We start from the raw sequence: 20800 nt of genomic DNA on the forward strand, positions 1-20800 counted from the left end.
ATGGCTTTTAACTATGATGAATATTTAAGAACAGATAAAATGCCAACACTTTGGTGTTGGGGATGTGGAGATGGAGTTATATTAAAAGCTCTAATTCGTGCTATTGATAAACTAGGTTGGAATATGGATGATGTTTGTGTAGTTTCAGGAATTGGTTGTTCTGGGAGATTTAGTTCATATATAAATTGTAACACTGTTCATACAACTCATGGAAGAACGCTTCCTTATGCAACTGGAATAAAAATGGCGAATCCAAATAAAAAGGTTATAGTTGTAGGTGGAGATGGAGATGGTCTTGCAATTGGTGGAAATCATACAATTCATGCTGCTAGAAGAAATATTGATTTAACTTATATTTTAATAAATAACTTCATTTATGGACTTACAAACTCTCAAACAAGCCCAACAACTCCAAAAGGTATGTGGACAGCTACAATGGAAAGAGGAAATATAGACCCAACTTTTGACTCTTGTAAACTAGTTGAAGCAGCAGGTGCATCTTTTGTTGCAAGAGAAACTATGATTGATCCAAAAAAACTTGAAAGAACTTTAGTAAAAGCTCTTGAACATAAAGGATTTTCATATTTAGAAGTATTCTCAAATTGTCACGTAAATTTAGGAAGAAAAAATAAAATGGCAAGTGCAACAGCAAATTTAGAGTGGATTGATTCAATCTCTTTAGCAAAAACAAAATTTGATATGTTAGAAGAGAGTCAAAAAGATGGAAAATATCCAACTGGTGTTTTAAAACAAGATGAAAATGCACTTGAATATTGTGAAGCTTATGAAAAAGTAAAAGAAGCACACAAAAATAAAACTATGGTAGAGCTTTAAGGAAATAATATGTCAAATAGAACTTTAATGAGATTTACAGGAGTTGGAGGACAAGGTGTTTTACTAGCAGGTGAAATTTTTGCCGCTGCAAAAATAAGCAATGGTGGATTTGGACTAAAAACAGCAACTTATACTTCACAGGTACGTGGTGGACCAACTGTTGTTGATATTACACTTCAAGATGAAGAGATTATCTATCCATATGCAAATGATGGTGAGATAGATTTTATGCTTTCAGTTGCTCAAATATCTTTTGATTTATTTAAAAATGGTGTAAAAGATGGTGCAACGATAGTAATTGAACCAAATTTAGTTCGTCCTAGTGAAGAAGATAAAAAAAGATGGAATATTATTGAAATACAAATAATTACTATTGCAAAAGAAGAAGTTGGGAATGTAATAACTCAATCTATTTTAGCGTTAGCAATAGCAAATTACTTTACAGGAGAAACTATTCCAAAAGAGGTTTTAAGAAGTACAATGCTCTCAAAAATTCCTCCAAAACTTCATGATTTGAACAATAAAGCTTATGATTTAGGTTATAAGTATGCAAAAGAAGCTGATAATAGAAAATAACACTTTAAACTAAGAAGTTTTTACTTCTTAGTTATTTTCTTTAGAAATTTTTAAAATATTATTTGATTTACTAAAGGCTATTAAATCTTCAGTAGATTTTATCTTACTAAAATCTATATTTTCTAAACATCTTTCAAAAATAATCTCTGTTGATAATGCATCAAAATATGCTCTATGGTGATTTTGTACATCTATATTTAAAAGTTCTTTTAAAGTACTAAGACCATATTTTTCAGATTTTATACATCTTTTTGATAAATCTATTGTACAAATTTTTCTATTTAAAAGTTTTCCCAAATTATACTTTTCAAAACTATCAGATATAAAATTATAATCAAATTTTATATCATGAGCTACAAAAACATCATCACCCAAAAACTCTTTAAACTCTTTTAAGACCTTTTCTAATCTTGGTGCAGTTTCAAGCATATCTGGGCTTATATTTGTAACTTCTTGAATAAATATTGGGATCTCTTTTGCGAAAACTAAAGAGTCAAATTTATCTAATATTTGTCCATTTTTATACTTAACTGCTCCTAATTCTATGATTTGATGACCATTTTTTGGGCTTCCACCATTTGTTTCAATATCAACAAAACAAAAAGTTTGATCAAGTATAGAAGTTTCTGTTGTTTTTAAAAATACAAAATTATCTTTTATATCTATTGGAAAACCATTTATCAATAATAACTCAAACTCCAACTCACTATTTTCATAAAATTTATCACTTATATTTCCTAAAAGCTCTAAAAATTCAGAAAACTCAATTGACTCTTTTTTTAATCTTCTTACAATATCTAAAAAAGTCTGCTTTTGAGGTTTTAAAATATACTTTTTTTTAGGAGATTTCATTTGCAGCTTTCACAAAATCAATCATTTTTTGATTATCTTTTTTACCTTTTTGTTTTTCTACTGCACTACTTACATCAACTCCAAAAAAATTAAAATCTTTTAACTCTTTTAAGTTTTGAGAGCTTAATCCTCCAGCAAGTATAAATTTAGAACAGTTTATATCTTTAAACCACTCTAAAGCTACTCTTTTACCAGCTCCACCAAACTCATCTACAAATGCATCTACTAAATAATAATCATCTTTTAAATTTTTTAAGTCATCTTTACTTTTTGCTCTTAATACTTTTAAATATTTAACTTCTAGTTTGAAAAAATCTACTATATTTTCATCATCTATAATTTGAGCTAGTTGCATTTTTGAGTTTTTACAAGTTTTATTGATAAAATCTGTTGTTTCATTTACAAAAAGTCCCACAGTTTGTACAAAAGGTGGTAAATTTTCAACTATTCTTAAAGCAATTAGAGGTTCAATATATCTAGGAGATGGTTTATAAAACACAAATCCCAAGGCAGAAGCACCTGCATTTATAGCATTTAATGCATCTTCTAAATTTGTTATACCACATATTTTTACTCTCATATTTGAAACTCTTATCTTATACTTTTAGACTATCTATTGCTTTTTTATAATCAGAACTTCCAAAAACAAAACTCCCAGCAACAACAATATCAACGCCAGCATCTTTTAAATCTTTTATATTTTTATCACTAACTCCACCATCAACTTCAATTAAGCAATTTGGATTTTTTTTGTTTATAAGCTCTTTTAGTTTTTTAACTTTCTCAATTACACTTGGAATAAATTTTTGTCCACCAAAGCCTGGATTTACTGACATTAATAAAACCATATCTAAATCTTCAATTAAATACTCAATATCTTCAACTTTAGTATGTGGATTTAAAGTAATGGCTGGACTTATTCCTAAATTTCTTATTTTTTGAATAAGTCTATGAGGATGCTTTTCACTCTCAATATGAAATGATAGATATTTTGGTTTTAATGGAGCAAATAAATCTACAAAAAAGTTGTTATTTTCAACCATAAGATGAATATCAAGTGGTTTTGTAGAAGCTTTACTTACAGGCTCAACAACAACTGGACCAATAGTCAAATTTGGTACAAAATATCCATCCATAACATCTACATGCACCAAATCACAACCAGCTTCACAAATACTTTTTATCTCTTTTTCTAAGTTTCCAAAATCAGCTGATAATATTGAGGGAGCTACAAGCATTTTTTACCTTTTTTTATAAAAATTGAGAAAAATTATATCACTTTATCGCTTTTAGATAGTATAAATAAATTTTAGAGTAAAATGTAATTTATTTTAAGGAAAAAATTGAATAAAAAACTAATAATCTTATTTATATCTACATTGTCTTTATGTTTTGCCCAAGATTTTAACTCTATTTATAAAGAAGCTAAAGAGCTAGAAGATAGTGGAGATTACAAATCTGCAATGCTTTTGTATAAAAAAATAGCAAATGAGAGTTTTAAAAATTATTTTGTAGATAAAAATGAAGATTTAATAGCAAAAGAGATTAAAAAAGAACCAAAAAAAGAGTTTTTTGAAAAAAATATAGATAAGTCTGAAGATAAAGAGACAAATAGTAATTTAGAGCAACTAGTTACAAAAGATTTTGGTATATATCCTTATAAAAAGAACTATTTTTTACCAGCAACTTACACTTTTAATAATATTTCAAATAGAGATAATTTTGAAACTTCTTTTCAAATCAGTTTAGAAAAACCAATTTCTAATGACTTTTTTGGTTTAAATGAGACAATAAGTATTGCATATACTCAAAAATCATTTTGGCAAACTGCATCTAGTTCTGCCCCATTTCGTGAAACAAACTATGAACCAGAAATTTTTATGCAAATTCCTAATGATGGTAAATATCTAAAACTTTACAAAACAGCATTTTTACACTCTTCAAATGGAAAAGGTGGGGATAATTCAAGGTCTTTAAATAGAGCATATTTACAAACTTTTTTTCAATTTAACAATCTTTTTATATCTCCAAAAGTTTGGTATAAAATTCCTGAAAGAAGTAAAGATGATGATATGAAAGATTTTTATAAATACTATGGTTACGGAGATATTTCATTTTTATATGCTTATGGTCAACAAACTTTTGAACTTCTTTTAAGAGATAACTTAAGATTAAACAAATCAAACAAAGGAGCGGCTGAATTTAACTATACTTTTCCACTTCCAGATTTTATATCTTCAAAAAATAGCTATGGTATTTTTCAAATTTTCCATGGATATGGTCATAGTTTAATAGATTATGATAGAGAAATAACAAATATTGGTATTGGGCTTACTTTTTCTAGATAAGCATTATTTAATATCTATATTTATGGCGAGAGAGTAGAGGAATCGAACCTCTCACGGCGTTTACACAAAAACCGTCAATCAGGGTTGAAGCCTGTGGTGCTCACCAGATACACAAACTCTCCATAAAGATTAAAATAGTATAATATATATCTTTAAAATACTATAAAAAGGCAAGTAATGTTACTAAAATCCATTCCAAAGGTTGATAAGTTTATCACAAACAAAGCTTTTGAAGGATTATCAAAAACTTTAATAACAAAAATCACAAAAGAAGTTTTAGAAAATCTAAGAGTTGAAATATTAAATAAAAATATAGAAAATTTTGATGAACAAACTCTTATTTCAAATGTTTTAAACTCATACAAAAATCTTACATCTTCATCTTTAAAACCAGTTATAAATGCAACTGGAATTATTGTGCATACAAACTTAGGAAGAAGTTTGCTTGATGAAAGCTTGTTTCAAAATGCAATAGCTATTGCAACATCTTATAACAATCTTGAATATAGTTTAGAAGAGGGAAAAAGAGGAGAGAGATATGAGCATATCACAAAATCTCTTCAAGCATTAATAAATTGTGAAGATGCTTTGGTTGTAAACAACAATGCAAGTGCTGTTTTTCTAATCCTTAACACATTTTGCAAAAATAAAGAGGCTGTTGTTAGTCGTGGAGAGCTTGTAGAGATTGGTGGAAGTTTTAGAGTTCCTGAAGTTATGGTTCAAAGTGGAGCTATATTAAAAGAGATTGGAACTACAAATAAAACTCACCTAAGAGATTATGAAAATGCAATAAATGAAAATAGTTCAATGCTAATGAAAGTTCATAAATCAAACTATAGTATTGAAGGGTTTTCAAGTGAAGTTAGCTTTGAAGATATATCAAAATTAGCACAAAAAAATGGCTTGATAGATTATTTTGATATGGGAAGTGGACATATTTTTGATTTACCTTTTAACTTAAGCAAAAATGAGCCATCTATAGTTGAGCTTATGAAATCAAATCCAAGTTTGCTTAGTTTTTCAGGAGATAAACTTTTAGGAAGTGTTCAAGCTGGAATAATAGTTGGAAAAAAAGAGTTAATATCACAACTTAAAAAAAATCAACTCTTAAGAATGCTAAGAGTTGATAAAATAACTCTTGCACTTCTTGAAGAGAGTCTTAATATCTATTTAAAAAATGAGTTAGATAAAATCCCAACTCTAAAAATGCTAAATACCAAACTTGAAGTTTTAGAACAAAGAGCTAATTTTTTAAAATTAAATATAGATGATTTTATAAAATGTGAAGTTATAAAAAGCTCAACAATGGTTGGTGGAGGAACAACTCCAAACAAAAAAATACCAACTATTGCTTTAAGCCTTGAGTATAAAAAACTAAAAGCAAATGAAATAGAAAAAATATTAAGAAAAAATCAAATTATAAGTAGAATTGAAAATGACAAAGTATTACTTGATTTTAGAACTATTCAAGAAAAAGATATACCTACTATTGAAAATATCTTAAAAAAAGAGTTTAAAAATGTCTAATATTATAATTGGAACTGCTGGTCATATTGACCATGGAAAAACTGCACTAATTCGTTCTTTAAATGGTTTTGAAGGTGATAATACAAACGAAGAGAAACAAAGAGGAATAACAATAGATTTAAGCTTCTCAAATCTTACAAGAGCTGAGAGAAATATTGCATTTATTGATGTTCCAGGTCATGAAAAACTTATAAAAAATATGATTGCAGGAGCTTTTGGTTTTGATTATGTAATGCTTGTTGTTAGTGCTAAAGAGGGACTTATGCCTCAAACTATTGAGCATATTGAGATTTTATCACTTTTGGGAATAAAAAATCTTATTTTAGTAATTACAAAAAAAGATTTAGTAGATGAACAAACACTAAAAGAACAAGAGTCAAAAATTGTAGAGTTTTTAGATGAATTTGAATTTAATATCAAATTTATAAAAGCTGTATCAATTTATGATGAAAAATCTATTGAAGATTTAAAAAATAGCCTATTTACAATCTCAAATAGTACAAAAACTCCTGAGAACTTTTTTAGATTTTATGTTGATAGAGTTTTTAGTGTAAAAGGTAGTGGAACAGTTGTAACAGGGACAGTTTTAGGTAAAAAAATTGAGCTTGAAGAGAAAGTTTTTATTCCTCATTTGCAAAAAGAGACAAAAATAAAAAATATTCAAGTACATAATCAAAATGCAATAGAAGCAAATATATCTTCAAGAGCTGCACTAAATCTATCTTCAGTTGATATAAACTCTTTACAAAGAGGAGATATTATTACAAAAAAAGGTTTTTTAAGAGGTTTTGATACTGTTGACATCTCTTTTAAGTGTTTAAAAAATAAAAAACTAAATCACAATCAAACATATACTTTGTTTATTGGAGCTAAAAAAATAGATGCAAAAGTTTTACTTTTTGACTCTTTAACATCACTAGAAGATGGTTTTGCAATATTAAAAATGAATGAAAAAATATTTACTGTTTTTGGTGAAAAAGTTATTTTAAGAAGTGCAAATGATACTATTTGTGGTGGAGTTATTTTAAATCCTATTTATGATCCAATGAATAAAAATCAAAAAAGAGAGCTTCTTAAAAATCTTTATAAAAGAGATTTTAAAAATGGTTTTAAAATACTTTTAGAAGCTCACAAAAGAGGTTTAGGAGTTGTATCTTCAACTCAAAGATTTGCTCTAAGTCATGAAGAGTCTTTAGAGTTTGCGAATACTCTTGAAGATGTTTTTGTGGATAAAAAAGAGTTAGTTATTTATCCAATAAAAACAAAAGATGAAATAGTTGAATTTATAAAAAATATCTATACAAAAAACTCTTATGCCCTACTTTCAAGCTCATCTATAAATTTAAGAGTTCCTTGGGCTAGTATTGAGTTTATCAATAGTGCTTTAGATGATTTAGTACAAAATAGTTTTTTAGTAAAAGAGGGACAACTTTATAAAAATGCAAATATCAAAGAAGATATTACAAAAGAGCTTGAAAATATATTTTTAAATAGATTAAAAATAGAAGATATAACTCCAACAGCTCCATACAATATTTATGATGATTTAGATATAGATAGAAAACTTGGAGATGATATTTTAAAATCACTTACTGCAAAAAAAGATGTAATAAGACTTCAACACAATCTTTTTATTCATAGCCAAAGTTTAAATAAGATTATAAAATCAATGAGAGAGATTATAAAACAAGATGGTTTTATAGAGATTTTTAACTTTAAACAAAGATTTGATTTAAGTAGAAAATATCTTGTTTGCTATTTAGATTATTTAGATAATTTTAGCGATATCAAAAAAGTTGAAAATAGAAGAGTTTTTTTATAATAAATAAATTATTAATCTAGAGTTTTTATAAAGCCAGAAGGCTTTATAAAAACTTATTAAGGCTGTTTGAAAATAGAAATATCTTTGGCTTTTTTTGTATATTTTTCAATATTTACCAAAGCAGTATTTGAGCTATTTCCATTTGCTAGTTTTGAAGTTGGTATATCTTTTGTAAGAACATTAACATTTCCATTTAAACAAATTGTTCCTAGTTTTCCTCTTTCAAGAGGATCGTACCAAGCACCTTCATCAACTCTTACAACACCCCTTCTAATATCATCTGTAATAACAGCTCCAGCTAATATTTCACCTCGTTTATTGTAAACTCTTACAATATCTCCATTTTTTATACCCTTAGCCTTTGCATCTTTTGTGTGTATAAAAATTGGTTCTCTATTTGAAACTGCATACTTATCTCTTAAGCTTGTGTTGTTTAATTGAGAATGTAGTCTATGATTTGGATGAGAAGTAATTAAAGCAAACTCTGCATCTTTATTCTTCATTCCCAACCACTCATCCGGTTCAAACCAAGATGGATGAGCTTTACAATCATCATAATTCATAGATTCTATTTTTTTTGAATATATTTCAATTTTACCAGAAGGTGTTCCTAAAGGTTCTAATATTGGATCTTCTCTAAAATCAGAATATCTTACAAATTCACTATTTTCTTGAGAAACTTCAAAAGTTATAGGTTTATTTTCTTTCCAAAAATCTTCAAAATTAGGAATTTTTGTCCCTGCTTTTTCCATTTGACTATAAGCTTGATTATAAAATCCTTTTATCCATTCAAATACTGTTTTATTTTGTGAATACTCTTCAAAAACTCCGAACTCTTTTGCTAAATCACAAAATATTTCATAATCATCTTTTGCTTCATTTTGCTTTTCTACTGCTTGTTTCATTGGAACAATATTTAAATTTGAGTAATCCCCAGTCATTGTAATATCATCTCTTTCATAACTTGTAGTTACTGGCATTACAATATCAGCCATTCTAGCTGTTGGAGTCCAAAAAATTTCATTTACAACAATAGTTTTTGGTTTTCTAAAAGCTTTTACTAAATTATTTGTATCTTGATGGTGAACCAATGGATTTCCACCTACCCAATAAATAAAATCAATATCAGGATAAGTTACTTTACTTCCGTTATGATCTATTACCTTACCAGGATTTAATAAAGCATCGGCAATTCTAGCAACAGGAAAAGAGAATTTTGCAGTTTTTTCAAGCCAAGAAGAACCACCTGTATTTTGTGTAGAACTAATAGTTGAAGTTATTCCACCTATCTTTCCACCTTTTGTAGTTGGCGCACCACCATTTGAATAATGATAAGAGAATCCAAAACCACCACCAGGAAGACCAATTTGACCTAACATTGAAGCTAAAGTTACTATCATCCAGTGAGTTTGTTCTCCATATTGAGCCCTTTGTATTCCCCAACCAGCCATAATCATTGTTCTATTTTCATACATTAAAAGTGCTAACTCTTTTATAGTTTGTTCATCTATTCCACAAATTTTTGAAGCCCATTTAGTATTTTTTACAATATTATCTTCTTTTCCTAGAATATAATCTCTAAATTTATCAAATCCATCTGTATATTCATCTAAAAAGTTTTTATCATAGTTATTTGTCTCTAATAAATGATATGCCATACCAATCATAAATGCTACGTCTGTTCCTGGAATTATTGGTACCCATTTTGCATTTAAATATGTACAAGTTTCATTTTTTTCAGGATCTATACATATGATTTTTTTATTTAATTTTTTAAGTTCTTGAAGATATTTAAATCCCTGCTCATCTGTTGAAGTCCAAGAGATTTTTAAAGTACGCATTAAGTTAGCACCCCAAATTACTATAACTTTTGAATTTTCTAAAACAATAGGCCATGAAGTTTGTTGTTCATAAACTTCAATTGTACCTAATACATGAGGCATAATAACTTGTGCAGCACCAGTTGAATAATCACCCAAAGAACCTGTAAATCCACCAATACTATTCATAAATCTATGTAATAAAACTCTTGAGTTATGCATATTTCCACTACTTTTCCAACCATAACTTCCAGCGAAAATACCTTCAGCACCTCTTTCATTTTTTGTTTTTTTAAGCTCAGTTGATATTAATTTAATAGCTTCTTCATAAGATACTTTTACCCACTCATCTTTTCCTCTTAATTCTCGTTTTGAATTATTTGGATTTTCTAAATAAGATTTTCTAACCATTGGATACTTTATTCTATCTTTGGCATAAACTAAATCTTGTGTGTAGTACTGTAAAGAGTTATAAATATCAGATGTTTTTTGATATGGCTCTGATTTTATAATTTTTCCATCTTTTAATGTAAGTTTCAACATACCCCAGTGAGCAGCCGTTAAAATTTCTCCATCTTTTAATAAAGTTGTAGAAAAGTTTGATACTGTAGAAGCTAAAAGATTTGATCTGCTTGATACAACATCAACAAAAGGAACAGCAGCAAATAAAAGTGCTACTTTAAAAAAATTTCTTCTTTTTTTATCTATATTTTTCATATTTTACTCCATATCTTTTGCATGTTTTTGTAAGTATTGAACAACCAAATAGTTCTCTTCTTTTGTAATGGCAGTTCTACTAAGCATTGACTTCATAACACTTGGCCAAAGATTTGCTGTAAACTCTTTCTTATCATGAGCACTATGGCAAATTCCACAATTATTTTTATATAATTCATCTGCTTTTGTATATAAAGAGTTTAAATCTTTTGTAAGATTATCTTTATCAACAAACGCTATTATTTCTAATTTTTTAAAGTTTCCAAAATCTTTAACTTCAATTTTTTTCGAAGAAACTACATCAAAATTACTATTTTTTGATAAGCCAGCAACTAAGATTCTATTTGAGTAAGTATAATATAAAGCAAACTCCTCTTTATCTTTAGCAAAACCTGTAATTTTAACTTTATACCTACCATCAATTTCATCCAAAACTTCTATTTTTGAAGTAGGTAAAAGCCTTCCTTTAATATCACTACTTTTTGAATTTTCATATAAATTCTTTACAGAACTTACATACCAATCATCACTTGAAAATAAGCTTGTAGTTATAAAAACTAAAGCAAATATAACATACTTGTTCATCGATACTCCTCCTATATACATCTTATTAATACATATCATTTTGATTATACTCTTAAAAAATTAATTAGTAAACACAAAATTAAAAGATATTGTGATTTAAGTTTAATAGAAATATATAATTTAAAATTTAAATAAATTTAAAGAGATTATAAAATCAAGTAACATATTCTTAAGTATAAAAAGTAACTACTCTTTTTCCATAAGATTTGTTTTTTTACATCTTGGACATGGATTTCCAGGATTTGAGTAGCAGGAGTAACAAAACATTGTAGTACAAGTTTCACATGTTAGTTTACAATGTTTACAAACATAAGTTTTTTCTCTTTTTCTTTTCTCTTTTTTTGTAAATAACCAATTAAACATAGCTATCCTTTTTTGAATAAAAAAGATTATATATAATCTTTTTTATTCATTTGATGATACATATCAAAGCTTATAAAATTTCATGTAAGCTATTTGCTTTTTTCATCCAATCTTCTAGCTCTTCATATCTCTCATCCTCAATCATTTTTTTGGCTTCATTCATTTGATCTTCAAAAGATTTAATACTTTCAAGCATATTTTGTCTATTTTGCTTAAAAATATCTCCCCACATTCTTGGGCTTGATTTTGCGATTCTACTCATATCTTTAAATCCTCCAGCAGCAAGTGCAATAATCTCTTTTGGATTTTGATGGCTCATAACAGTATTTGCTAGTGAAAATGAGATTAAATGAGGTAAATGTGATATATAACAAGCATTTACATCATGTTCATGGCTATTCATAACCACAATTCTCATACCTATTTCTTGAAAAATCTTAAAAGCTTTATTAACATGAATATTTGCATTATCTTCTAAATCACACAAAACAACTGTTTTTCCCTCATATAAATTGTCAATAGCAGCTTTTGGACCATTTTTCTCTGTTCCAGTCATTGGGTGTGCTGCTACAAAATTCTTTCTAATTTTTGCGGGAATGTTTTTTACAATATACTCTTTAGTTGAACCCATATCTATAATAGTTGTTTTATCATCAATATCCAAAAAATTAGGAAACATAGAAATAATAGCATCAACAGGAATAGACAAGATAATAACATCTGAAACTTTTTTTAAAGTTTCTAAATCAACAAGTTCATCAACAAGTCCTAACTCTTCTATCTCTTTTTTGTTTTTTTCACTATTTGTAAATCCATAAACTTTTTTTGAAATACCATATCTTTTAACAGCCTTTGCCAAAGAACCGCCCATAAGTCCTAAACCAATAATTCCAATGTTCAAATTTAACCTTTTTTAAATAATTTTGACAAAATTATAGCTTACTTTAGATTTATATAAACTATTTTTAGGTATATTATTGCTTTATTTTGAAAACAAGGACATTTGTGAAAAATCGAATAACTCTTTTATCTTTAGCTTGTGCTACTGTTTTAAGTGCAAGTAGCATTAAATCTATTGAATACTTAAATGTAAGTAAAGTATCACCGCAAGTTTTAGAAGAAACTTTGGGAATGAGAACTGGTGATAGTTTAGATAGTAACAAGCTAAATGAAGCATTAATAAAATTTTATAGCTATGGTTACTTTGATGATATTATAATAGATAATGACAATGGAAATCTAAAAATTATTTTTAAAGAGAAACCATCAATTGCAAATGTTGATATAAAAGGTTACAAAACTAGAAGTGAAGATACTGATGCTATTAAAAAAGTCTTAAAACTAAACAAAGGTTCTATGTATAGTGAAAAAAGAGTTAAAGAGGCAAAGGATCAACTTTTAGGAATGTTATCTAGTGAAGGTTTTATCAACTCTGTTGTTGAAGTTGAAACAGAAAAATTAAGTGATTCTTCTATAAAACTTACTTTTAATGTAAATAAAGGTGATGAGATTATCATAAGAGAAGCAAAATATCACGGTGCTAACGAACTAGATGGAAGTGACTTTAAAAAAGTTACTGCAAATAAAGAAAAAGAGTTTGCTTCTTGGTGGTTTGGTCAAAGTGATGGTGAAATGAAAATTGATCAACTAAAATATGATGCGAGAAGAATAAATGACTTGTATTTTGAAAAAGGTTACTTAGATGCAGATATAAAAGAACCATTTTTAGATATTGATTTTGCTTCAAATCAAGCAAAACTAGACTTCTTTGTTAAAGAGGGTGAAAAATATACTACAAATGATATAAAAATATTTTTGGACTCTTCAATCGTAGATCCAGAAGAGATTTATTCAGAGTTAAAACTAAAAGTTGATAGAACATTTAATATTAAAAAATTAAGAGATGATCAAGAGTATATTAGAACTTTAGTTGCTGATAAAGGTTATGCTTATGCTGAAGTTAAATTTGATTTAAAGAAAAATGAAGCTGAACATAGAGTTGATGTTGTGTTTAGTATTGTTCCAGGGCAACAAGTATATATAAATGATGTAAAAATATCTGGAAATGCAAGAACTCTTGATAGAGTTGTAAGAAGAGATGTATATTTAGCACCTGGAGACATGTATAATCTTACAGATTTAAAAGATGCAAAAAGTAAGTTAAAAAGATCTAGTTTCTTTGAAGATGTTCAAATTGAAGAAAAAAGAATAAGTGAAGATAAAATGGATTTATCTGTAAAAGTAACAGAAGCACCAACTGGAAGTATTATGCTAGGTGGAGGATACGGTTCTTATGATAAATTAATGATTAATGGTTCTGTTAGCGATACAAATATATTTGGAAGTGGTCTTACTCTATCTTTAAGTGGTGATTTATCAAAAAGATCAAATAGATATGAAATAGCTCTTAAAAATCCTGCTATAAACGATAGTGACTATAATGGTGAAGTTGAAGCTCACTCAACAAAGATTGAATATAGAAGAAGTCACTATGATTCAGATGTAAAAACAAAAAGTTTCTCTCTTGCAGCTGGAAAAGAAGTCGTAAGAAATACTTATGTTGGTGCTAGATATGGACTTGATTTTATAAGCGAAGTTTATAATTACCAAAGTGGATTTACAGCACCTGCTGGAAAAAGACTATATACAGATCAAGACTATACAAATAGCTCTATTACTCCATATTTAAACTATGATAGTACAAATGATTTCTATTTTCCAACAGCTGGTATAAAAGCTGGAGCTTCTGTTGAGTATGCAGGAGTTGGTGGAGACTCAAAATATATTAAACCTGGGGTTAATTTTAGATATTTCTACTCTTTAGAAGATTTAACAGAACTTGATTGGATTTTAAGATTTAAAACTCAAGCAAAAATGTTAATTGACAATGGTCAAATAAATCAAGGAGACTCTTTATATCTAGGTGGTCCAAAAACTTTAAGAGGATATAAATCTTATGCTTTCCCAAATAATGAATCTGGATATTATCAAGATCCTTATGAAAAAATGTGGTCAAACCAAGCAGAAATTAGTTTCCCATTAGTTCCTAGTGCAAAAATGAGATGGGGACTATTTTATGATTATGGTATGATTGGTCAAAATAGTTTTAGTGAAGTTACAAGATCAGGTACAGGAGCATTACTAGAGTGGATTTCTCCGATGGGTCCTTTACAATTAATATTTGCTAAACCAATTGGTGATAAACCAGGTGATGATAAATCAAGCTTTGAGTTCTCTTTTGGAACAAGTTTCTAATGACAAAAAAAGTAGAGCTTGATTTAAAAAAAAGATTAAGCAAAGAAGATGCACTTAATTTAATAAAAAATGCATCTTTGCTAGATTTAGCAAAGATGGCAAGTGAAAAAAAAGATGAGCTTCATAGTGAAAAACTAACAACTTTTATAGTTGATAGAAATATAAACTATACAAATGTGTGTTGGGTTGATTGCAAGTTTTGTGCTTTTTATAGACACAAAAAAGATAATGATAGTTATGTTTTAAAATTTGATGAAATTGATGAAAAAATAGAAGAACTTTTAGCAATTGGTGGAACTCAAATTCTTTTTCAAGGTGGAGTTCATCCAAATTTGAAAATTGATTATTATGAAGAACTTGTAAACCATATTCATACAAAATACCCACAAATAACTATTCACGGCTTTTCATCTATTGAAATAGATTTTATAGCAAAAGTTTCAAAAATTTCAATACTCGAAGTTTTAAAAAGACTTCAAGCAAAAGGATTAAGCTCAATTCCAGGAGCTGGAGCTGAGATTTTAAGTGATAGAGTAAGAGATATAATTGCTCCAAAAAAAATGGATACAAAAGAGTGGTTAGAAGTTCATAGACTTGCACACTCTATTGGAATGAAAACAACTGCTACTATGATGTTTGGAACTGTTGAAACAGATGAAGAGATTATTGAGCATTGGGATTTAATAAGAAAATTACAAGATGAAACTGGTGGATTTAGAGCATTTATTATGTGGAGTTTTCAAGGTGAAAATACAGAACTAATGGAAGAACATCCCGAAATAAAACCACAATCTTCAAATAGATATTTAAGGCTTTTAGCAGTTTCAAGACTATATTTAGATAACTTTGCAAATCTTCAAAGCTCTTGGGTTACTCAAGGCTCATATATTGGTCAAATGGCTCTTAAGTTTGGAGCAAATGATTTAGGAAGTACTATGATGGAAGAAAATGTTGTAAAAGCGGCAGGTGCTGCTAATAGAATGAATCAAGATGAAATGATAAGATTAATAAAAGATATAGGTGAAATTCCAGCAAAAAGAGACACTGCTTATAATATCTTAGAAAGATTCTAATAAAATGAAAACAAGATATATATTATATATTTTTTTACTACTACAAGGAAGTTTAATGAGTGCAACAATAAAACATATAAATATAAATAGTGTTGATATTCCAGTGATTTTTGAAGAGCAAAAATCACTTCCAATTTTAAATTTACAATTAATTTTTAAAAATTCTGGATATATAAAAGATAATGAAAATTTAGGACTTGCTAGCTTATCAGCTAGAGTTCTAAACGAAGGAACAAAAAAATTAGGAAGTATTAAATTTTCTGAAGTTTTAGATGACAATGCTATTACTATTCATAGTGCTGTTGGTTTTGAAACTCTTACAATAGAACTTTCAAGCTTAAAAGAGAAATCAACTCTTGCTATGAAATCTTTAGATGAACTTTTAAAATCTCCAAATTTATCAAAAAATACATTAGAAAAAGTAAAAACTTTGGCTATTGGAAGTTTAAAAAGAAAAGAAAATGACTTTGATGATGTAGCAAGTAAAGGTTTAAATGCACTTCTTTATAGTGGAACTGCTTTGGCAAATCCTGCTGGCGGAACAATAGAAACTATCTCAAAAATTGAACTAAAAAATATAGATGAATTTTTAAAAAAATCTTTAACTTTAAATAATTTAACTATTGTTGCTGGCGGAGATATTAGCTTTATTGAGTTAGAAAATGCTTTAAAACCTCTTTTAAAAGAGCTAAAAGTTGGAGAAAAAGAAGATAATAAAAAAATAGAGTTTGTATCTAAAAAAGAAGAAAAAGAGCTTTTAAAACAAACAGAACAAGCATATATCTATTTTGGTTCAAATTTCAATGCAAAAGCTCAAGATGAAGAGAACTACAAAGCAAAAGTTGCTTCATTTATTTTAGGTGGTTCAGGATTTGGTTCAAGATTAATGGAAGAGATAAGAGTAAAAAGAGGTTTAGCATACAGTGCTTATGGAACTATTGGAATAAATAGACTTTACTCAAGCTTTAGTGGATATTTACAAACAAAAAATGAGAGTGCTAATGAAGCTATTAGTATTGTAAAAAGTTTAGTTGATGATTTTGTAAAAAATGGAGTAACTAAAGAAGAACTTGATGCTGCAAAAAATTTCCTTTTAGGAAGTGAACCACTAAGAACTGAAACTTTAGCTCAAAGATTAAATAGAGCATTTATGCTAGATTTTAAAGGATTAAGTCTTGATTATCCAAAACTTGAATTAGAAAAGATACAAAATTTAAGTTTAGAAGATTTAAACAACTATATAAAAACTCATACTGAGTTAAATAATTTAACATTTTTTATTGTAAGGAAATAGTTTATGCTAAGATTTGCACCAAGCCCAACAGGAGATATGCATATAGGAAATTTGCGAGTTGCAATTTTCAACTATATTGTATCAAAACAGTTAAATGAAGGGCTTATTATAAGAATTGAAGATACAGATAAAGAGAGAAATATTGAAGGAAAAGATAAAGAGATTTTAGAGATTTTAAATCTTTTCTCTATTGAATACCAAAGTGTTTTTTATCAAAGTGAAAATCTAAAGTATCATCAAAAAATAGCTCTTCAGCTTCTTACTCAAAAAAAAGCATTTGCTTGTTTTTGTAGTGATGATAAGCTTCTTGAGCTAAAAGAAGAGAGTATAAAAAAAGGCATTGCTTTTAGATATGACGGTTTTTGTGAAACTCTAAGTGATGAAACTGTTTTAAATACAAATGCACCTTTTACAGTAAGACTTAAAAAGCCAGAACATAATATAAAATTTACTGATTTACTAAAAGGTGATTTTGATTATGCTCCTTTTGATGTTGATAGTTTTATTATTTTACGACAAGATAAAACTCCAACATATAACTATGCTTGTAGTGTTGATGATATGCTAATGGATATATCTATGGTAATCAGAGGAGAAGATCATGTTTCAAATACTCCAAAGCAGATACATATAAGAGAGAGTTTAGGGTATGAAAAAGAGATAAAATATGTTCATCTACCAATTATTTTAAATGCACAAACTGGTAAAAAAATGAGTAAAAGAGATGATGCAAGTAGTGTAAAATGGCTAATTGATGAAGGATTTCTACCAAGCGCTATTGCAAACTATCTCGTACTTATGGGAAATAAAACTCCAACAGAGATTTTTACTCTAGAAGAGGCAATTTCATGGTTTAAAATAGAAAATGTTTCAAAAAGTGGAGCAAAGTTTGATATTGATAAATTAAGATTTATAAATAGAAAACATATAGAACTACTAGATGAAATGAGACTATCAAAAATTTTAGGATTTGCTGATAATGATATTGGAAAATTAGCAAAACTATACTTAGAAGAGGCAAGTACACTAAATGATATAAAAGCAAAACTAAATAATATTTTTACTCACAAATCTACACTTGAAGGTTTTGAACAAGAGAGTAAAAATATTAAAGAGGCTTTAAAAATTGCACCATACTTTGAAAATTATGATGATTTGAAAGATTATGTTGTAGAAAAAACAGGACTTAAGGGTAAAAATCTATTTAAACCATTAAGATATATTCTTACAGGTGTTGAAAATGGACCAAATTTAACAGATATTTATCCATTTATTAAAAACTATATTGGGGAGATTACAAAATGATAGATGCACTTCTTAGCTCATTTTTAACTATTTTTTTCACTGTTATTTTTCTTTACAAGTGGATTGTTATTATTTCAGCACTTTTAACTTGGGTTAGACCAGATCCATATAATCCAATTGTTCAAATGCTTTATAGATTAACAGAGCCTGTTTATGCAAAAATGAGGCAATATATTCCAACAACTTTTGGAGGAATGGATTTAGCTCCACTTATTTTGATTTTTGCTCTTATATTTTTAGAGACATTTTTACAAAAAGTTCTTTTATAGAAATTATGTTAAAAATATTTAAGTTTTCTCTTTTATTTACGCTTAGTCTAAATCTTTTTGCAAATAGTATAAATACTGATTTTATGCAAAAAGATTTTAAAATAACTTTTGAATGGCTTGCAGAAAAGCCAAAATCAAGTGCTAAAGATTTTTTTATATTACAATATCTTCAAGATGAAGAGTTAAGTTATGAAAATGCAAAAAAAGCTTACGATATGAGAAATGGTAGAAATGCTCTTCTTGATAAAACTTTTAAACAAAAATTTAATGAAAAAATATCTCCAGAAGATAGGTTTTGTTATAACGCTTCTATTTTAGAGCTTAAAAGTAGCGATTCAAGATGTATTGCTCTTGGTTTAGCATCACTTAAAAAAGCATCTGATTTATCAAAAGATGATCTTGCTTTTTTTATATCAAAACTAGATACTTACCCTACTTTAAAAAATAATCTTATGCTTATATCTTCAAATGATATTTTCAAAAAGCTTATAACTAGCTCTAGCGATAAATTTTTGGAAATTTTTTTTGAAGTTAGTGATTCATATAGATATAAATACTTAAATCACTATATAAATCCAACTTTTTTGCATAAAATTGCTATACATAAAGATTTTGAAAAATTTCTAAGAACAGCTGTATATGATAAAAAATTAAATAATATACAAAAATCTCTTGACAATCTAAAAACTGAAAAGATGCTAACAACAAATCTTCAATTTTTATTAGGTATAAATGCTGTAAATAATCGTAAATTAGAAAGTGCAAAGCAGTTTTTTGAAAACTCGTATGATATAGCACTTTTAAGAGGAGATAAAGATAGAGCAATCTTTTGGCTATATTTACTATCAAAAAATACTCTTTATCTTGAAGAATTAGCAAAAAGCTTTGAAGCAAATATATACTCTTTATATGCAAAGGAGCTTTTAAATATAGTTCCAGATAATCTAGTTTTCAAAATAGATATGCAGATGAAACCTAGTTCTTATGATATTTATGATGCTTTTAGCTGGTTAGAAGTTACAGAAGATAGCAAAAAAAGTTTAGATGATGCAAAGATGGAAAAATACTCAAATCTTTTTACTCAAAAAAATATGGAACCACATTTAGCTTTTATTCTCGAAAGATATAATAGATTTAGAAATCAATATTTTATAACTCCTTATGAAGATTTATTAGAAAATTATGGAATATATAAAAAAGTTTTAATCTACTCTATTGCAAAACAAGAAAGTCGATTCATTCCATCTTCAATCTCATTTTCAAGTGCTATGGGAATAATGCAAATCATGCCATTTTTATCAAAAGATATCGCAAGTAAGTTAGGTGATGATTACAATATTTATGATCAATTTTTACCTGAAAAAAATATACAATATGCAAGTTTTCATCTTGACTCATTAATTAAACAATTTGATAGTAATCCTCTTTTTATAGCATATGCTTATAACGGTGGAGCTGGATATGCTAGAAGTCAATTGCAAAAAGGTTTGTTTAAAGATAAATCAGAGTTTGAACCATTTTTAAGTATGGAAATGATTTCATATAACGAAACAAGAGAGTATGGAAAAAAAGTTTTAGCTAATTTTTATATATATAACAACTATTTAAATAGCGAGAATAAAATCTCACTATCTTCTATTTTTCAAAATTTAGTGTGGCATCACTAGATTTTGGTTTTAAAGCAATATTTAAATTTTGTACTAACTCTTGATTATTAAATTTTACTAAATAGTAGTTTCCCCAGAAGTTTCTAAGCATCATATCTTCATATTTTTTATCATCTCTATCTAATTTTTCAATAGAAGTTGGAGTTTTCCCATTTAAAAGAAGTTCATATCCATTTTTAGCAAAATCTATCTGCTCTTCTAGATTTGGAAAATAGATATAAACCAAAAAATTCTCTTCTTTTTGGCTTATTTTTGGATCAAATTTATTTAAGTATGTTGCCATAAATGTAACTTCTACAGCATCATTTTTTATAATATCAGCTTTTTTTGTATTTCTAACTGCATTTGTCTCAATATCACCTTTATCAAAATATCTAAATGCACTATTTTTTGGTGTACAAGATACAAACAAAAGTGAAATAGCGATTAAGAATAAACCTTTTTTCATAGAAACTCCTCATATATAAGGTAAAGATTATACAAAAACTACACT

19 protein-coding genes are annotated in these 20800 nt (G+C 27.6%); 11 read left to right on the forward strand and 8 right to left on the reverse strand.

Translation table 11 applies throughout. The annotated features are described in order from the left end of the window. Complete coding sequence (locus tag ACRYA_RS05360) at positions 1-834, forward strand: 2-oxoglutarate ferredoxin oxidoreductase subunit beta (protein WP_105917247.1); 834 nt, start codon at positions 1-3, stop codon at positions 832-834. Between the two features lie 9 nt (positions 835-843). Then, the gene (locus tag ACRYA_RS05365) at positions 844-1410 is read left to right on the forward strand and encodes a 2-oxoacid:acceptor oxidoreductase family protein (RefSeq protein ID WP_105917249.1); all 567 of its coding nucleotides are present in this window, start codon (positions 844-846) and stop codon (positions 1408-1410) included. A 27-nt stretch (positions 1411-1437) separates the two neighbouring features. On the opposite strand, the gene ACRYA_RS05370 is transcribed toward ACRYA_RS05365, so the two are convergent. The 3 genes from ACRYA_RS05370 to rpe are packed head-to-tail and all read right to left on the reverse strand — an operon-like array spanning position 1438 to position 3500. Beyond that, a complete protein-coding gene (locus ACRYA_RS05370) occupies positions 1438-2262 on the reverse strand; it encodes a 3'-5' exonuclease (RefSeq protein ID WP_105917251.1) in 825 nt (274 codons plus the stop codon). Continuing rightward, the gene (locus tag ACRYA_RS05375) at positions 2249-2842 is read right to left on the reverse strand and encodes a phosphoribosylanthranilate isomerase (protein ID WP_105917253.1); all 594 of its coding nucleotides are present in this window, start codon (positions 2840-2842) and stop codon (positions 2249-2251) included. Before ACRYA_RS05375 ends, ACRYA_RS05370 begins: the two co-directional genes overlap by 14 nt. 16 nt (positions 2843-2858) lie before the next feature. Beyond that, positions 2859-3500 carry a ribulose-phosphate 3-epimerase gene (gene rpe / locus ACRYA_RS05380; RefSeq protein WP_105917255.1) on the reverse strand — a complete coding sequence of 214 codons (642 nt, stop codon included), beginning with the start codon at positions 3498-3500 and terminating at the stop codon, positions 2859-2861. A gap of 105 nt (positions 3501-3605) precedes the next feature. Here rpe and ACRYA_RS05385 point away from each other — a divergent pair, with 105 nt between their 5' ends. The 3 genes from ACRYA_RS05385 (at position 3606) to selB (ending at position 7959) form a co-directional block, all read left to right on the forward strand. Then, positions 3606-4610, forward strand: a complete 1005-nt coding sequence (locus ACRYA_RS05385; protein WP_105917257.1) for a phospholipase A — start codon at positions 3606-3608, stop codon at positions 4608-4610. A 177-nt stretch (positions 4611-4787) separates the two neighbouring features. Next, entirely contained in the window at positions 4788-6137 is a 1350-nt protein-coding gene (selA, locus tag ACRYA_RS05395) for an L-seryl-tRNA(Sec) selenium transferase (RefSeq protein WP_105917259.1), read from the forward strand. Beyond that, positions 6130-7959, forward strand: a complete 1830-nt coding sequence (selB, locus tag ACRYA_RS05400) for a selenocysteine-specific translation elongation factor (RefSeq protein ID WP_105917261.1) — start codon at positions 6130-6132, stop codon at positions 7957-7959. Before selA ends, selB begins: the two co-directional genes overlap by 8 nt. 56 nt (positions 7960-8015) lie before the next feature. Here the strand turns inward: selB and ACRYA_RS05405 are convergent, their stop codons facing one another. From ACRYA_RS05405 to ACRYA_RS05415, 4 genes are all read right to left on the reverse strand, one after another. Next, positions 8016-10496 (reverse strand): molybdopterin guanine dinucleotide-containing S/N-oxide reductase, encoded by a 2481-nt coding sequence (locus ACRYA_RS05405; protein WP_105917263.1) that lies wholly within the window; start codon positions 10494-10496, stop codon positions 8016-8018. A 3-nt stretch (positions 10497-10499) separates the two neighbouring features. Further along, a complete protein-coding gene (locus ACRYA_RS05410; RefSeq protein ID WP_105917265.1) occupies positions 10500-11081 on the reverse strand; it encodes a cytochrome C in 582 nt (193 codons plus the stop codon). Between the two features lie 186 nt (positions 11082-11267). Further along, positions 11268-11444: a hypothetical protein gene (locus ACRYA_RS10755; protein ID WP_165786077.1), complete on the reverse strand. Its 177-nt coding sequence runs from the start codon at positions 11442-11444 to the stop codon at positions 11268-11270. Positions 11445-11514: 70 nt separating this feature from the next. Then, on the reverse strand, positions 11515-12345 hold the full coding sequence (locus ACRYA_RS05415; protein ID WP_105917267.1) for a prephenate dehydrogenase: 831 nt from the start codon (positions 12343-12345) through the stop codon (positions 11515-11517). Positions 12346-12449: 104 nt separating this feature from the next. Between ACRYA_RS05415 and bamA the strand changes: the two genes are divergently transcribed. From bamA to ACRYA_RS05445, 6 genes are read left to right on the forward strand one after another with little or no spacing between them, the layout of a single operon-like run. After that, positions 12450-14699: an outer membrane protein assembly factor BamA gene (bamA, locus tag ACRYA_RS05420; protein WP_121443285.1), complete on the forward strand. Its 2250-nt coding sequence runs from the start codon at positions 12450-12452 to the stop codon at positions 14697-14699. Then, positions 14699-15772, forward strand: a complete 1074-nt coding sequence (locus ACRYA_RS05425; RefSeq protein ID WP_105917271.1) for a dehypoxanthine futalosine cyclase — start codon at positions 14699-14701, stop codon at positions 15770-15772. Before bamA ends, ACRYA_RS05425 begins: the two co-directional genes overlap by 1 nt. A 55-nt stretch (positions 15773-15827) precedes the next feature. Continuing rightward, a complete protein-coding gene (locus ACRYA_RS05430) occupies positions 15828-17066 on the forward strand; it encodes a M16 family metallopeptidase (RefSeq protein ID WP_228199723.1) in 1239 nt (412 codons plus the stop codon). Between the two features lie 3 nt (positions 17067-17069). Continuing rightward, the gene (gene gltX / locus ACRYA_RS05435) at positions 17070-18371 is read left to right on the forward strand and encodes a glutamate--tRNA ligase (RefSeq protein ID WP_105917275.1); all 1302 of its coding nucleotides are present in this window, start codon (positions 17070-17072) and stop codon (positions 18369-18371) included. Further along, entirely contained in the window at positions 18368-18640 is a 273-nt protein-coding gene (locus ACRYA_RS05440; RefSeq protein WP_105917276.1) for a YggT family protein, read from the forward strand. The genes gltX and ACRYA_RS05440 overlap by 4 nt, the downstream gene beginning before the upstream one ends. 5 nt (positions 18641-18645) lie before the next feature. Continuing rightward, the gene (locus ACRYA_RS05445) at positions 18646-20307 is read left to right on the forward strand and encodes a lytic transglycosylase domain-containing protein (protein WP_105917278.1); all 1662 of its coding nucleotides are present in this window, start codon (positions 18646-18648) and stop codon (positions 20305-20307) included. Here the strand turns inward: ACRYA_RS05445 and ACRYA_RS05450 are convergent. Then, the gene (locus ACRYA_RS05450; protein ID WP_105917279.1) at positions 20276-20755 is read right to left on the reverse strand and encodes a hypothetical protein; all 480 of its coding nucleotides are present in this window, start codon (positions 20753-20755) and stop codon (positions 20276-20278) included. The two genes, ACRYA_RS05445 and ACRYA_RS05450, sit on opposite strands and share 32 nt — an antisense overlap. Positions 20756-20800: the final 45 nt, after the last annotated feature.

The organism is Aliarcobacter cryaerophilus ATCC 43158, assembly GCF_003660105.1.
GTDB lineage: Bacteria > Campylobacterota > Campylobacteria > Campylobacterales > Arcobacteraceae > Aliarcobacter > Aliarcobacter cryaerophilus.